The 14,501-nt window shown below is 33.6% G+C and carries 9 protein-coding genes; 7 read left to right on the top strand and 2 right to left on the bottom strand.

Going from position 1 to position 14,501, the window contains the following annotated elements; genetic code table 11:
* The first annotated feature begins 5 nt into the window (after window positions 1–5).
* Both recJ and BLW23_RS12710 read left to right on the top strand, forming a co-directional pair.
* A complete protein-coding gene (gene recJ / locus BLW23_RS12715) occupies window positions 6–1,691 on the top strand; it encodes a single-stranded-DNA-specific exonuclease RecJ (RefSeq protein WP_093670415.1) in 1,686 nt (561 codons plus the stop codon).
* Window positions 1,692–1,744: 53 nt separating this feature from the next.
* Window positions 1,745–2,089, top strand: a complete 345-nt coding sequence (locus BLW23_RS12710) for a hypothetical protein (RefSeq protein ID WP_093670413.1) — start codon at window positions 1,745–1,747, stop codon at window positions 2,087–2,089.
* 16 nt (window positions 2,090–2,105) lie between these two features.
* On the opposite strand, the gene BLW23_RS12705 is transcribed toward BLW23_RS12710, so the two are convergent.
* Window positions 2,106–3,152: an endonuclease/exonuclease/phosphatase family protein gene (locus BLW23_RS12705; RefSeq protein WP_093670411.1), complete on the bottom strand. Its 1,047-nt coding sequence runs from the start codon at window positions 3,150–3,152 to the stop codon at window positions 2,106–2,108.
* 134 nt (window positions 3,153–3,286) lie between these two features.
* Between BLW23_RS12705 and BLW23_RS12700 the strand changes: the two genes are divergently transcribed.
* On the top strand, window positions 3,287–6,049 hold the full coding sequence (locus BLW23_RS12700; RefSeq protein WP_093670409.1) for a TonB-dependent receptor: 2,763 nt from the start codon (window positions 3,287–3,289) through the stop codon (window positions 6,047–6,049).
* A gap of 28 nt (window positions 6,050–6,077) precedes the next feature.
* Complete coding sequence (locus BLW23_RS12695; protein WP_176829819.1) at window positions 6,078–7,421, top strand: DUF5689 domain-containing protein; 1,344 nt, start codon at window positions 6,078–6,080, stop codon at window positions 7,419–7,421.
* A 78-nt stretch (window positions 7,422–7,499) separates the two neighbouring features.
* Here the strand turns inward: BLW23_RS12695 and BLW23_RS12690 are convergent, their stop codons facing one another.
* The gene (locus BLW23_RS12690; RefSeq protein ID WP_093670405.1) at window positions 7,500–9,590 is read right to left on the bottom strand and encodes a M20/M25/M40 family metallo-hydrolase; all 2,091 of its coding nucleotides are present in this window, start codon (window positions 9,588–9,590) and stop codon (window positions 7,500–7,502) included.
* A 199-nt stretch (window positions 9,591–9,789) separates the two neighbouring features.
* Here BLW23_RS12690 and BLW23_RS12685 point away from each other — a divergent pair, with 199 nt between their 5' ends.
* The 3 genes from BLW23_RS12685 (at window position 9,790) to BLW23_RS12675 (ending at window position 14,456) form a co-directional block, all read left to right on the top strand.
* Window positions 9,790–10,674, top strand: a complete 885-nt coding sequence (locus tag BLW23_RS12685; RefSeq protein ID WP_093670403.1) for a metallophosphoesterase — start codon at window positions 9,790–9,792, stop codon at window positions 10,672–10,674.
* 220 nt (window positions 10,675–10,894) lie between these two features.
* Window positions 10,895–12,127, top strand: a complete 1,233-nt coding sequence (locus tag BLW23_RS12680; protein WP_093670401.1) for a porin — start codon at window positions 10,895–10,897, stop codon at window positions 12,125–12,127.
* A gap of 76 nt (window positions 12,128–12,203) precedes the next feature.
* Window positions 12,204–14,456: an inorganic phosphate transporter gene (locus BLW23_RS12675; RefSeq protein ID WP_093670399.1), complete on the top strand. Its 2,253-nt coding sequence runs from the start codon at window positions 12,204–12,206 to the stop codon at window positions 14,454–14,456.
* The last annotated feature ends 45 nt before the right edge of the window (window positions 14,457–14,501 follow it).

The raw sequence follows: 14,501 nt of genomic DNA, 5'->3' as shown, positions 1-14,501 counted from the left end.
ATTGCATGCGATGGACATTTAAACCAGAACCTAATGAAAAAGAGGTTGAAAAATTAGCTGAAGAACTTGGAATAGATAGAGTGTTATCGAAGTTATTAGTACAAAGAGGTATTAAAACATTCGATGAAGCGAAGAGTTTTTTTCGCCCTTCACTCGATGATTTACATGATCCTTTTTTAATGAAGGACATGAATTTGGCGGTGCAGAGAATTGAAAAAGCAATAGAAGACGAAGAGAAAATATTAGTGTACGGCGATTACGATGTCGACGGAACTACCGCAGTTTCACTAATGTATTCGTATCTTATGGAAAGATACTCAAAGGTGGCTACATACATCCCTGATCGATATAAAGAAGGGTACGGAGTTTCTTTTCAAGGTGTCGATTTTGCTGTTGATAATGGGTTTCAATTAATCATTGCACTTGATTGCGGAATTAAGGCTATTGATAAAGTTGAGTATGCCAAAGAGAGAAATGTTGATTTTATTATTTGTGATCATCATAAACCTGGAGAAAAAGTTCCTGAGGCTGTGGCAATTTTAAACCCGAAACAGGTTGATTGCGAGTATCCTTATAAAGAATTATGTGGCTGTGGAGTTGGCTTTAAATTAATAGAAGCATTAGAATATCGAAATGACGGAGTAATTGATAACTTAATTCCTTATTTAGATTTAGTAGCTACGGCTGTGGCTGCTGATATTGTTCCTATTACTGGTGAAAATAGAGTATTGGCTTATTTCGGACTTCAGGTTATTAATACCGCACCAAGAAATGGAATAAAAGCAATTATTCATCAACTAGAGAAAAGTGAGCTAACTGTAACCGATGTTGTGTTCGTTATAGCACCTCGTATTAATGCAGCTGGAAGAATAAAACATGGGAATTTTGCGGTGAGTTTATTAACTGAACTAGATTTTGAAACAGCAAAAGAAGAAGCCTCCAATATTGAAAAGTTTAATTCGGATCGAAAAGAACTTGATGCAGCAATTACACAAGAGGCATTAGTTCAGATAGAGGATAACAACGAAGAAGAAAAATTCACGACCGTTGTATATGATGAAAATTGGCATAAAGGTGTTATCGGAATTGTAGCTTCAAGGTTAATCGAAACATTTTATAGGCCAACGATTGTATTTACGAAAAGCGGTGATAAACTGGCTGCATCGGCAAGATCAGTGAAAGGGTTTGATGTGTACAATGCTATAGAAGCTTGTTCTGAGTTTTTGGTTCAATTTGGAGGACACAAATACGCGGCAGGATTAACTATTTTACCAGAACAATACGATAATTTCAAAAGAAAATTTGAGGAGGTTGTTGCCGCATCTATTTCAAAGGATTTATTAGTTCCAGAAATAGGTATTGATGCTGAATTAGATTTATGTTCGATAAGCCCTAAGTTTTACAGAATTTTACAGCAAATGGCTCCTTTTGGCCCTCAGAATATGAAACCAGTGTTTTATAGCTCAAGTGTTAGAGATAATGGATACGGAAAGCAAGTGGGAAGTGATAAGAGTCACTTGAAGCTTAATGTTATTTACGGAGCTGATAGAAGAACTTACGGGGCGATAGGCTTTAGTTTAGGAAAGAAGATAAACTTAATAGAGAATGGTTTTGATATTGCTTATTGTTTAGATGAAAATACTTGGAATGGGGTAACCTCAATACAATTAATAGTAAAAGATTTGAAATAATTTATTTAGAATTGGTCTAAATAAATTATATTTGTCCGACTATTAAATTGATTATGGACGGTATTTATAAAATATACAATAATGATATCGGTATTTCTTTTCGATGGAAGGAAGTCCGATCTAACCTAACTCAAATTATATTTAGAGATACGGGTTTTCATTTAACCACTGAAGAAATTGAATTATTTATAGATAAAATTTGTGATGCTAAAGTTCAAAGGTCATGTGCTTCTTGTGAGGCCTCTGGCGCATGTAGATCGCTTTTGTTACAAACACCTTCTGATAAGGTGAGTATGGCAGTAACAGCGTCTGAACTTTCTCAGATCGAAGATTTATTAAGAGGAACGTTGTTTCAAATTAGAATGAACAATTATCTCAACGATTTATGTAAAAACTAAGAAATTTAATGAGTTTCTAATTTTCTTTAATTAGGTATAAATAGACTGGATAATGATCACTATATCCTCCCGTATATTTCCCGTAAGAAAAACTCCTAAATGGATACCCCTTAAATTTTCCCGTTTTTTGAGTTAAAAATGTCTTATTGAAAACACCAGATTTATACATTTTAAAGTTTGAAAAATCTTTATTCCCCCGATTTAAAATAGGAGAAGTGAACATTATTTGATCGAAAAGATTAAATTTACCTCTATAACCTAATGTACTAAAACCCCTGCGAAACATATCTTCGTAGGGGTTGTAAATATCTCCTTCCGACACATTTTTTTTCTTAGATTTTGTTTTTAATACACTTTTAAAACTTGAATTTGTAGGGTCGTCATTAAAGTCGCCTAAAATTAAAACTTTTGGGTTGTGATCATTTAACTTAATTTTCTCAATAATCTGACTAACTTTATAGGCTGCTTTTTCTCTTGAAGGATTTGTCTTTTCAGCACCTCCTCTTCTAGAAGGCCAATGGTTCACAATAACATGAATTAATTCATCATCTAAATAACCTGAAACTAAAAGTATGTCTCTTGTATATATTTTTTTATTATTGTAATAAATGTTTGGATTAAAGATTTCGTAGTGAACGGGTTTGAAATACTTTTGTTGATAAAGTAAGGCAACATCAATACCTCGTTTATCAGGTGAATCAAAATGGATTATCCCATAATGTTTGTCCTTTAATTTTTCCGAAGCAACTAAATCTTCAAGAACTTTTTTATTTTCTATTTCTGAAACACCTAAAATAGCGGGACTGGTTTGAGTTTTTTCAATACCAATCTGCGAAATTACCTCTCCTAACTTATTAAGTTTATCTTGATATACTCTTTCTCGATCGCTTTTAATTTCCATAATAGGACTTTTTTCATCGTCTTTGTTAGGGTCATCATAGGGATCGAATAAGTTTTCTAAATTGTAAAAAGCAATGGTCCTGATCTTATATGTTTTACTTTTCTGGGCGTAGCAAAATGCGAGAGAAAAACTTAAAATAGTAAGAATTACATTTTTTTTCATAGAATTGAAATTTCGGCTAAAAATAAGATAAAAAAGTAAATCCCTTTGTAAATCTCTTGATTTTGAGTGGTTTATTTATTTTTTTGTAATTTAGAATTCTCATTTAGAGAACTTAACTAAAATATTTAATTGCTATGAAAAATTTTAGGACAACGGTTGTCATGTTGTTTTGTGTCTGCGTATCTGTAAAATCTCAAAACGTTTTAAAAGGAATTGTCTTAAAGGAGAATTCGGAAGAGCCTCTGCAAGAAGTTTTCGTTGGTATCAAAGAGCTAAACTTAAGTCGGACAACAAAAAGTGATGGTAGTTTTATCTTAGAAAAAATTCCAAACGGAAACTATGACATAACCGTCGCGCTTCAAGGATATGAAACTCAAAATTATCCAGTACAGTTTTTAGGAGAAACTATTGATCTCGGTATTATTTTATTATACGAAGATATTTCAGAAGATCAAGATTTAAGTATTATAACAATTGCCGACGATGAACTTAATGATGATACTAGTATTGCAGATAATATTACTGGTTTATTGCAGTCATCGGAAGATTTATATTTAAGAACAGCAGCCTTTGAATGGGGTTCGTCTTTTTTTAGAGTAAGAGGATTAGACTCGGAAAATGGCAAAGTATTGATTAATGGAGTCGAAATGAATAAGTTTTACAACGGAAGACCTCAATGGAGTAATTGGGGTGGTTTAAACGATGTCATGCGAAATCAAGAATTTACAAGTGGATTAACTCCTTCTAGTTATGATTTTGGAGGTGCTCTAGGAACTACAAACATTAATACGAGAGCATCAGAATATTCAAAAGGAATTCGAATTTCTTATGCCTCTTCAAATAGAAGTTATGTACATCGAGTAATAGGAACATATACTTCAGGTTTGTCTAAAAATGGATGGGCTTTTGCAATTTCTGGAGGCAGAAGAGCGGGAAATGAAGGCTATGTAAATGGGACATTTTACGACGCGAATTCTATGTTTTTATCTGTAGAAAAAGTAATTAATGATCGTCACAGTATCAATGCATCTTTAATTGCAGCTGCTAATAAAAGAGGGAAGTCTGCTCCGAATACTCAAGAGGTATTTGATTTAAAAGGTAGTAAATACAATCCGTATTGGGGTTTTCAAAATGGTAAAGTAAGAAACTCTAGAGTAAAAGATTTGTTTGAGCCTATAATCATGTTGAATCATTATTGGAGTGTGTCTGAGAATACAAGATTGAATACCAACTTTTCTTATCAAATAGGTAGAATAGGTAATAGTCGTATAAATTTTAATGGGACTAGGTTGGTAAATGGATGGCCTATTGGTGGAGGCTCAAATCCAGACCCAACATACTATCAGAAGTTACCAAGTTTTGCTTTGAGAAATGGCACCGGAATGGAGTACGATTTGTTGCAAGAATTCTTAGATAATGGACAATGGAATTGGGATGAGATGATACGTCAGAACTTGACAGGAATAGAAAGTACAAATTCGAAATATATCTTATATGAAGATAGAAATGATGAAGATCAGTTTTCGATAAACACGATTTTTTCAAGCCAATTAAATAACAATATCACATTGAATGGTAAAGTACAATTTAGGCAAGTGAAGTCTGAGAATTTTGCAAATGTTATTGATTTACTTGGAGGGGACGGTTTTTTAGATATCGATACTTTTGGAGATGATTTAACATCCAAACAAAATGATGTAAGGAATCCAAATAGACTAGTTACAACGGGAGATCGCTTCGGTTATAATTATATATTCAATTCAAGTATGTATAGCGCTTTTTTACAAGGGCAATTTACATACAAGAAAGTTGATTTTTATATTGCTGGGAATGTGTCAAAATCTAATCATCAGAGAGAAGGACTATACCAGAATGGAAGTTATGTCGATAACTCTTTTGGAGAGTCTGAAAAAATGGGGTTCACTAATTTTAGTATAAAAACTGGATTTACCTCTAAGTTTTTAGGAGGTCATTTAGTAGATGTTAACGGAGGTTATATTACGAAGGCTCCAACATTGAGAAATACATTTTCAAATCCAAGAGAAAACAATGAAACTGTAAATAGCTTGAGTAGTGAAAAGATGCTGTCTTTTGATACTAGTTATATTTTTCGTTCTCCTTTGTTACAAACGAAACTTACTGGATATTTTATAGGTATTAAAGATGCTACTGAAATCGGTTTTTTTTTCGCAGATGGTATTGGAGGAGATAATGCTGCATTTGTTCAGGAAGTGCTTACTGGAATTGAGAAAAGACATTTTGGACTTGAGATAGGAGTTGATTTACAGTTAACTCCATCAACTAAGTTAAAAGGAGCGGCCAATATAGGTCAATATACTTATCAGAACAATCCCTTAATTTATCTTACTTCAGATGCTCCTTTACCTGAAAGACTTCAATCAGCTCAAGTCGCATATTTAAAAAATTACCGTATTGCATCAGGTCCTCAAAAGGCGTATTCTATTGGTTTTGAATATCGAGATCCTGACTATTGGTGGCTAGGTGCTACTGTAAACTATTTAGATGACACTTTTGTAGATATAGCTCCTTTAAAAAGAACGGAAAACTTTGTTATAGATGCTGATGGTGTTGAGTTTTTTGAATACGATCCAATAATTGCGAAAAGACTTTTGGCTCAAGAAGAATTTGATAGCTATTTGATCGTGAATGCGGTGGGAGGTAAATCTTGGAGAATAGGAAATTATTATGTGGGTTTTTTCGCTAGCATTAATAATTTATTTAATAAAGAATATATATCTGGAGGTTTTGAACAAGGTAGAAATGCCAATTACAGAACCTCTAAAGCCGATGAAGATTTATCAAAACCTATTTTTGGAAACAAATATTGGCAGGGAAGAGGAACAACTTATTTTATGAATGTCTATCTAAGATTTTAACAAAACCCAAAACAATAAAAAAATGAAAATGAAAAGTATAATTGTAATAGCCGTTTTACTTCTATTTTTAAAAGCAGCTGTTTCATGTGTAGATAATAATGATTATTGTCTACCAGAAGTTTCAGTCGAAGAACCTAGTATAATTGTTAATAGTTCTATTTCGACATTAATAGCAACCTTTAATGATTTAGGTAGTGATGTATTAAATTTTAGTTCCATAGGAGAGGGCTTAGTAATTGAAGGCTATGTTGTGTCAAGTGATGAAGCTGGAAATATGTATAAGGTTTTAGCTATTCAGAATAAACCTGAAAGTCCTACAGCTGCAATTCAATTAGCGGTTGACGCAGTTGATATGTATGCTTTTTATAATATCGGCAGAAAAGTTTATGTAAAGTTAGATGGTTTAGGAATGCATGATAATAATGGTGTGTTAGAGATTGGGAAAGTTAATGGAGCTTCCGTGGGCAGAATACCATTTTTCAACGATATTGAAAAAGATCATATACTAAGATCTTCTATAGTAACTGAAATTGTGCCAAGAGAAATAAGTAGTATAGCAGATTTAAATATATCGCATAACAGCATGTTGGTTTCTTTAAATAATATGCAAGCCGAAAGTAAAGGTCAAACTTATGGGAATTTGGATAACACTTTTAATGCAAATCGTGTGTTTAACAGCTGTATTGATGGAGAAAAGATTATTATGCGTAATAGTGGTTTTGCCGATTTTAAAGCGCAGTCTATTCCAGATATGAGTGGGAACATAATAGCAGTAATTGGAAATTATAGAGGCGATTTTCAATTATTTATTCGAGACACTTACGATTTAGATTTCACAGAAGCGAGGTGCGATCCTATTTTTGGGGAAGATTTTCAAACTGCTACAGATGATACCAATCTTGATATTGACGGATGGATTAACTATGCTGAAGCGGGGTCTAAAGTTTGGATGGAAAGTGTATATCAAAGAAATGGTTACGCTGAATTCAATCCGTTTGGATCGGGTGATAGTTCAAATATTGTATGGTTAATTACTCCTGAAATCAACTTAGAAGCACAGGACAATGAAATGTTAACATTTCAAACGCAACATGCCTATCCAGACGAGGGGCATGATCCATTAGAAGTACTAATTTCTACTGATTTTAATGGTGAAGAAGGCGGAGTTGAGAACGCTACTTGGGCACCATTGCCGTTTAAGGTTAGTTATTTAGAAAACTTCTCATCTTGGTTTACATTTACTGATTCGGGCGAAATAGATTTATCAGCTTATTCAGGAACTGCTTACATTGCTTTCAAGTATACTGGAAGTGATATAAATAATGAAAATATGACGTTGAATATTGAAAATGTTAAGGTTTCAGCAAATTAGAAAAGTTTGAGCGAGTGCAATGCATAAACCCGAGCTTGAAAGGCTCGGGTTTATTTAATAAAAACTTGATTAAGGTTACTATTCTTTAACTAATTGTTGCGTGTAAATGCTATTGGTGTTTGAAAGAGAAATAAAGTAAATTCCTGCAGATAAGTTAGAAACGTCAATATTTTGACTGTCCGCTTTCATTGAAATGTTTTGTAACAATTTACCATTGGCATCGTAAATAGTCACTTCTTTATACTTCCATAACTCATTTTGTATTCGAACTGTGATAACCTTACCTTTTAGTGGGTTCGGAGAAACCAAAACGACTTTATTATTGCTTACTAATGTAGGGATTGGTTCGGTATCATTTACTACTCTATTAACTCCGCAAGTTCCAATACGTTTCCAGCCGTTTGATGTTCTTTCGTATAATGTGTTAAAATAAACGACTTTATCGCCAGACTGGTAATTTTGGTTGGCGTTGTATTGAGGTACCCCAGCACAGATATCAGGATCAGGATCCGTTCCTCCTCCTTCTGCAATGGTTACTGAGTAATCTTCAACTTCTCCATAATTAAAAGCCCCGCAAGGAGAAGGGATTTTATTGTATTGCATACTAACACGTATCCTAGTTTTTCCGAGCTTTGCTGTTGATGGAATACTAAAACTACCACTTACAGGAGATTCAGTTGAAATGGATTTGCTCCATACCAATTCACCAGCATCTTCAAAATCTGAATCTTGATTAAGATCAATCCATACTGCATAACCTTCCTGATAACTTCTTCCCGTCCATTTTGGAGTAATAGAAATGGTGTGAGAAGTGTTTTGTTTTAATTCAGTGTTTTGAGCTGTGAAATCTTGATATCCATTTTGGGCGCTGGAATTATTATTAATGTTCCCAATAGTGACATTTTGAATGTACTCGTCGCTAACATTGTTTCCATTAGAACTACAATATGAAGGAACCGTAACGCTACCCTTGCTTTTTGCTACTTCAATTAAGTACTCAAGTCCAAGTTTGGCAAATTTGGCAGCATGGGTGGCATTCGCTGTAGGGAACCTGGTAGAAGTATCTCTAATGGTATGAATATAAGGGTTTGATTCGTTAAAAGAAGCCTCGAAAGGAAAAGCTGCTGCGTACCCTTGCTGAGCCCAACTATAATGATCGGAGCAACCGTAGTTACAGCGTGTGTAATCATAAGTAAATTGATGACTTCCAGATGCGTTGTAATGATCCATTAAATTAGCCAAAAAAGAATTTAAAGTAGTGCTATTAAAGCTATCGTCAGAAATATACACATCTTTCGGAGACCCCTTGTAGTTGGTCATGTCGAACTGGACATAAGAAATAACATTGACATTTCTGTTTTTATAGTCTTCCGCAATCTCTCTAGAACCTCTTAAACCTACTTCTTCAGCTGCGTACGCCATAAACTCAATAGTTCTTTTAGGTTGAAAGTTCATTTCGAACAGTACTCGAGCCACTTCTGTAATGGTAGCTATCCCAGAAGCATTGTCGTCAGCTCCAGGTGCGTTGGTATCTCGTTCAGGACTCACAGAATCGATATGACCACCAATAATTACATATTCATTTGGTAATTCTTGACCTTGAATAGTCATTACAACGGAGGGCATAGAGGTACTTTGATGTTCAACAATTTTAACAGATACATCCGATCGTCCATTTGATATGGTTTCCCATTTTTGCTTTAAATCTAGCACCGATTGTCTTGCCTTTTGAGTAGTGTGATATCTGGTTCCATAGGCTTCCAATTCTCTAATATGTGCATCGATATTGGTATTGTTTACCAGAGTAATCCCTTGATTTACCAATTGATCTTCAGAAATTGAATAGCTAGCTGTTTTTTGTTGTTGTTGTCTGGATTGATGGTTATTGATGGTGTTGATGGCTTGGGCTTCCGATTTTTCGAAGATAAAACCAGGCCCGTGAGTCAGTACCATGTGATGCAGTTTTTCGGCAGCTTTATCACTTAGCTTAACCGCACTATATCCATTTAAGGAGGAAATGATATTAATATCATTTGGAGCCAATTTTTTCAGTTTTGTGGCATATTCTGTTTCAATAGTACCATAAAACATGTTGGGGGTTTGAGCGAAAACATTGCTCAAATTCAGGTATAAAAATACCGTACAAATAAGTAAATACTTGCTTTTCATTTTAGAAGGGTTTAAAGTTAATTTTATTCGTAAAACTTAATGATAAGTTTATTAGCTTAAAAGTAATGTATCTTGTTTATAATCAGAAGGTAAGTTTTGTTTTTTATTTGGGTAAAATGCAAAAAGTTAAGGTAGGGTAAATTGTGGTATAAGGTTTTAGAAATTTTTCCGCATCTTTATGCTAATAAAAAGTAAGGTTATGTCTTCAAGTTATAGAATATCTAGAGCTTTTTTAAATGCAAAAAAATTGGATCTCTCTAAAGATTCCAGGTATATCTTGTTTTCGGATTGTCACAGGGGAGATAATAGTTTCGCTGATGACTTTTCACATAATAGAAAAATTTATCATTATGCTTTATCAGAATACTTAAACAAAGACTTTACCTATATAGAACTAGGAGACGGGGATGAGTTATGGGAAAATAAGTTTTCTGCAATTTTTGATGCAAATAAGGACGTTTTTCTCTTGTTGAAAGAATTTCATGAGCTCGGACGATTACATTTCATTTGGGGGAATCATGATATGGATTATAGAAATCCAAAGAAAATAGCTGAAAACTTGCATTACTATTATAATACTTCTGATGATAAAGAAAAAGAACTCATGATAGGGCCTTCTTTTTCGGAAGGGATTAGACTTACTCAAAGTGATGGTAAGAGTATCTTTTTATTACATGGGCACCAAGCTGATTGGTTCAATTATAACTTTTGGAAGCTTAGTAGGTTTCTTGTAAAAGTATTGTGGAAGCCCTTGCAAGTTCTCGGTGTAAAAGACCCAACGAGTCCTGCTCAAAATCATAAAGGGTTAATTAGAGTAGAGCGCCGATTAGAAAGATGGGTTAAAGAAAATAATAATCAAATGATTATTACAGGACATACACATAGGCCTAGGTTTCCTTCTGAAGACGAACCGCCACATTTTAATGACGGAAGTTGTGTCCACCCTCGCTGTATTACTGGGTTAGAAATTGAAAACAATGAAATAACATTGGTTAAGTGGCATGTGGTAACAAGCGCTGTTGGTGTAATGCAAATTAAAAGAGATGTTTTAGAAGGTCCCAGTAGCTTGTCTTATTATATATAAACATTTAACATAACAATTATTTAAGGTTAAATTAATTATAACGTAACTACAAGAGGGTAGATTTGTACTTCTTTAAATTTGAGAACTAGTCATAGTTTAGTTTTTGTCGACTATCGAATATGACGTACTGTATTTGGCCAAAGCAGTTTTTTAATAACATTCACTTAACACTTAATTAACGTTAGGTTTGGTTCTTTGCGTCCGACAAAAACTAAATCTAATGAATAATAGAAACGTGCTTATTGTACTAAGCATGCTCATGACACTTTTTGCCTATTCGCAAAAAAAAAGTGAGCCTACTACTACAACTACGAAAAAATTTGGTAAAGGAATATTGAACATTGTCGATAAAGACAGTACTTGGTCCATGAAGTTTTCCGCAAGAATGCAATTCTTAACACAAGCAAATTGGAGTACCGAATCTGGTACAGAGACATCAACATCATTTGCTGTAAGAAGAGCTAGATTAAAATTTAACGGTTTTGCTTTTTCACCTAAACTAACGTACAAAATTGAGTTAGGATTATCAAATAATGATATCGGTGGCGCTAATGAATTTACAAACAACGCTCCAAGAGTAATTTATGACGCGGTAATAAAATGGAATTTCCACAAGAACTTTGATTTATGGATGGGGCAAACGAAACTTCCAGGAAACAGAGAACGTGTTATTTCTTCAGGAGACATGCAGTTAGTAGATCGATCTTTATTGAATAGACATTTTAATATAGATCGTGATATGGGAATGCAGTTAAGACATCATTTTAATTTAACAGATAAATTTTTAATAAGAGAAATTATTGCTATTTCTCAAGGTGAAGGTCGAAATGTTACTACCGGAAATTTAGGAGGATTTCAATATACTTCAAGAATTGAAATGTTACCATTTGGTCTGTTTACTGGTTCAAAGGGCGATTACAAAGGAGCAGATTTAGATAGGGAAGAGAAACCGAAATTGGCCTTAGGATTTACCTACGATTTTAATAATAATGCAGTTAAAACTAGAAGTAATATGGGAAGCTACATGAGAAACGATGTAGGGTTTCATGAAACGAATATTTCAACCATTTTTGCTGACGCTATGTTCAAGTATAAAGGATTTTCTTTTATGGGAGAATATGCTCACCGAGATGCGCAGAATGCAATAGCTAAAAATTCTGATGGGTCTATTGTATTTGATGATAAAGGAGATAAAGTATCGGTTTTAGAAGGAAGCGCTTTGAATTTACAAGGGGGTTATTTGTTTAAGAAGAATTGGGAAGTTTCAGGAAGGTATGGTAATGTTTCTTTTGAAGAGTTGACAGGTAAGTCTGATATAAATAACTATACATTAGGACTTTCAAAGTATATTGCTGGACATAAGTTGAAAGTCCAAACTGATATAAGTTATATAGATGAAATGTTTACAGGGAACAAGTTTTTATATAGACTTCAGGTAGATATTCATTTTTAAAAAATGATAACATAAAAATAACATTTGTGATATTACGTGTTAGTAATTTTGCAACACTAAAATTATAAACTACAGAATGGGAGATCCATATATTTTAATGCTTGTCGCGCTAGCTGTTTTAGCTCTAGCAGATTTAGTAGTGGGGGTAAGTAACGATGCTGTTAATTTTTTAAATTCAGCTATTGGCTCAAAGGCGATACCGATTAAAACAATCATGATTATAGCCAGTTTTGGAGTGTTCATTGGGGCAGTTACTTCAAGCGGTATGATGGAGGTTGCTCGTAAAGGGATTTTTAATCCTGATATGTTCATGTTTGAAGAAATTATGTACATATTCATGGCAGTAATGATTACAGATATTTTATTGTTAGATATCTTTAATTCCTTTGGAATGCCTACTTCAACAACGGTATCTATTGTATTTGAATTGTTAGGGGCGGCAGTAGCAATGGCGTTAATAAAAATTTCGGCAAGTGATACTCAGACTATCGCTGATATTTGGTCTTATATTAATGATAAAAAAGCTATGGAAATTATAACCGGAATAGTTATTTCGGTCATCGTAGCCTTTACGGTAGGTGCTATCGTTCAGTACTTCTCAAGGTTAATTTATTCTTTTGATTTTGAAAAAAGACCCGCTTACATCAATGCTTTATTTGGTGGGTTTGCAATTACCGCAATTACATATTTCATTATTATCAAAGGATTGAAAGGAACTCCATTCTATGGAAATATAAAAGGATTAGTTGAAGGAAACTCAGTAGCAATTGTTGCGGGAAGTTTTGCTCTTTGGTCGTTAATATCACATGGAATTGTAAAGTTTTTTAAACTTAACATCTTAGTCGTTATTATTGCCGTAGGAACATTTTCTTTGGCAATGGCATTTGCTGGAAATGACTTGGTAAACTTTATTGGAGTGCCTATTGCCGCTTTAAATTCGTATGAAGCATGGCAAGCATCAGGTGTTGCTGCCGATCAATTTTCAATGGGAGTCTTAGCAAAGAAAGTGCCTTCTAATGTTTGGTTATTATTGCTTGCAGGAGCTGTTATGGTCATTACATTATGGACTTCTAAAAAAGCAAAAGCCGTAATTGAAACAGGAATTAATTTATCAAGACAAGGTGAAGGGCAAGAAAAGTTTCAGCCTAATAATCTTTCAAGAGTTGTTGTAAGATTGGCAATGTTTACTAATAAAGGAATTAATTTAGTTATCCCTTCTAAAACTCAAGATTATATAAACTCAAAGTTTGAGAAACCAATAATTAAATTACCAAAAGATAAGGTGTATGAGTTACCAGCGTTTGACTTGGTAAGAGCAGCGGTAAATTTAATTATGGCAAGTATTTTAATTTCTATAGCAACCTCTATGAAATTGCCATTATCAACTACTTATGTAACATTTATGGTAGCAATGGGTACTTCTTTAGCAGATAGAGCATGGGGACGTGAGAGCGCCGTGTACAGAGTAGCAGGTGTACTTAATGTAATTGGAGGTTGGTTTTTAACTGCTATTGTTGCATTTACAGCTGCTGGTATTGTAGCTTATTTAATTAGTTGGCATATTGCAATGATTCCTGTGTTATTGTTATTAATTATAGGATTGGTAACAAGAACGAGTATCATGTATTCCAGAAAATCAAAAGAAGAAAAGAAACAGGTTTATGTTGAAAGAGCAGAGTTAATCTCAATTAATGGAGTAATCGAGGAAAGTTCTGATCATATTGCGGGAGTTGCAGAAAGAATAAACAAATTGTTTTCAAGTGTGGTGAATGATTTGGCAAATCACGATTTAATTAAATTGCGTAAAACAGATAAGCACGTAACGAAATTAAACGATGAAATTGATAGCCTAAAAGATGGGGTATTTTATTTTATCAAGTCTTTAGATGATACTTCAGTTCAAGCCAGTAGATTCTACATTTTAATTCTTGGGTATTTGCAAGATGTAGCCCAGTCTATTAGTTATATTTCTAGAGCGACATATAAACATGTTAACAATAATCATAAAAACCTGAAAAAAGGTCAGCTAAAGGATTTAAAAGAAATAGATGGTACGTTATCGTCATTACTTAGTAATATTAAAGATGTTTTTGAGGAACGTAGTTTTGATAAACTTTCTCTTATCATTGAAGAAAAACGAACTTTATTAAAAGAAGTTTCTCGTTCAATTGAAAAACAAGTTGATAGAATTAGAACGGACGAGACAAGTCCTAAAAACACAACATTATATTTTAGTATCTTATTAGAAACACAAGATTTAGTATCAGGTCTTATAAGTTTACTTGAAACTTATGAAGAGTTTCATATAAGCTCTAAAAATTTGCAATAAAAAATCTATTTTTTATTTTTGAACCCTTGCAAGTTGCAAGGGTTT

Origin of the sequence: Tenacibaculum sp. MAR_2009_124, from assembly GCF_900105455.1 — a bacterium.
Classification (GTDB): domain Bacteria; phylum Bacteroidota; class Bacteroidia; order Flavobacteriales; family Flavobacteriaceae; genus Polaribacter.
Note: the sequence above shows the minus strand (reverse complement) of the source record. Positions and strands in the feature narration are given on the sequence as shown.